This window comes from Rhodococcus sp. (in: high G+C Gram-positive bacteria) (assembly GCF_049299235.1).
Lineage (GTDB): Bacteria > Actinomycetota > Actinomycetes > Mycobacteriales > Mycobacteriaceae > Rhodococcus.
The window spans coordinates 1-1,729 of the sequence record NZ_JBAQXC010000068.1 but is presented as its reverse complement, the minus strand read 5'-3'; the positions used below and the strand labels follow the sequence as shown (position 1 = coordinate 1,729).

Here is a 1,729-nt window from a genome sequence, read left to right as displayed (position 1 = left end):
TTCCTGGTCAACGCCTCGAACCCGAAGGCCGTCGTGTTCATGCTCGCGGTACTGCCGCAGTTCCTGAATCCGGCGGCGCCGCTGCTGCCGCAGTACGCCGCCATCGCGGTGACCATGATCGCCGTCGACGTCATCGTGATGACCGGCTACACCGGTCTGGCGGCGCGTGTGCTCACCGTGATGCGATCCACGCGGCAGCAGGTGATCACCAACCGCGTGTTCGCCGGCCTGTTCGTGGTCGCCGCCGGGTTCCTGGCGACCGTCCGCCGCACCGCGCCGATCTGATCCGGCCGTCCGAAAGCACCGCGAGCCCGGGACGGCCGGGGTTACGCTGGCCCGGACCGTGAACTGCCGGTCGTCCGGTGCCGGGTGACGGTGCCTGTCTCCGAACCCCACGGTGGTGCGCAACTCGGCCGTCCCCCGCAGCGGCATATTGGAGGCATCGTGAATCCGGTGATCACCGCACCCACGCCCCGAGCCACCCGCCCGATGCGTGCGCGATATCACCTCAAGGGTTCGGTGCTGTACAAGCTGCTGACCACGACCGATCCCAAGGATCTCGGGATCATGTACATGGTCACCTCGTTCGCGTTCTTCCTCGCCGGGGGCCTCATGGCGATGCTGATGCGCGCCGAACTGGCGGTCCCGGGCCTGCAATTCCTCTCGAACGAGCAGTACAACCAGCTGTTCACCATGCACGGCGGCATCATGCTGCTGGCCTACGCGACCCCGATCGTGTTCGGCTTCGCCAACTACATCCTGCCGCTGCAGATCGGCGCCCCCGACGTCGCCTTCCCGCGCCTGAACGCGTTCAGCTACTGGCTGTACCTGTTCGGCGCGATCATCGTCGCCTCGTCGCTCGTCACCCCCGGCGGCGCCCCCGACTTCGGGTGGACCTCCTACACTCCGCTGTCGGATGTGACCCACACTCCCGGTGTCGGCGCGAACCTGTGGGTGATGGGCCTGGCCGTGATGGGCCTGGGCACCATCCTCGGCGCCGTCAACATGATCACCACCGTCGTGTGCCTGCGCGCTCCCGGCATGACGATGTTCCGGATGCCCATCTTCACCTGGAACATCTTCATCACCAGCCTGCTGATCCTGCTGGTGTTCCCGCTTCTCACCGCCGCGTTCATGGGGTTGTTCGTCGATCGGGTGCTGAACGGGCACGTCTACGATCCGGCGACCGGCGGAGTGTTGCTGTGGCAGCACCTGTTCTGGTTCTTCGGTCACCCCGAGGTGTATGTCGTCGCGCTGCCGTTCTTCGGCATCGTCACCGAAATCTTCCCGGTGTTCTCCCGCAAGCCGATCTTCGGCTATTCCGGCTTGGTCTTCGCCACGATGGCGATCGCGGCGCTGTCCGTCGCGGTGTGGGCGCACCACATGTACGCCACCGGCGCGGTGCTGCTGCCGTACTTCTCGTTCATGACATTCCTCATCGCCGTCCCGACCGGCGTGAAGTTCTTCAACTGGATCGGCACGATGTGGCGGGGCCAACTCAGTTTCGAAACCCCCATGCTGTTCTCGGTGGGTTTCATCATCACGTTCCTGTTCGGTGGCCTCACCGGTGTCATCCTGGCCAGCCCGCCGCTGGACTTCCACGTGCACGACTCGTACTTCGTGGTCGCGCACTTCCACTACGTGCTCTTCGGCACCATCGTGTTCGCCACCTACGCCGGCATCTACTTCTGGTTCCCGAAGATGACCGGACGCATGCTCGACGAGCGTC

At 65.0% G+C, this 1,729-nt stretch carries 2 protein-coding genes; both read left to right on the top strand.

What is annotated here, in order from left to right; translation table 11 throughout:
• Window positions 1-285 (top strand): LysE family transporter (locus WAX14_RS03590; RefSeq protein ID WP_422626721.1); only part of this gene is annotated, 285 nt, incomplete at its 5' end.
• A gap of 204 nt (window positions 286-489) precedes the next feature.
• Window positions 490-1,729: cbb3-type cytochrome c oxidase subunit I (locus WAX14_RS03585; protein WP_422626722.1), on the top strand; the 1,240-nt coding region annotated here is incomplete at its 3' end.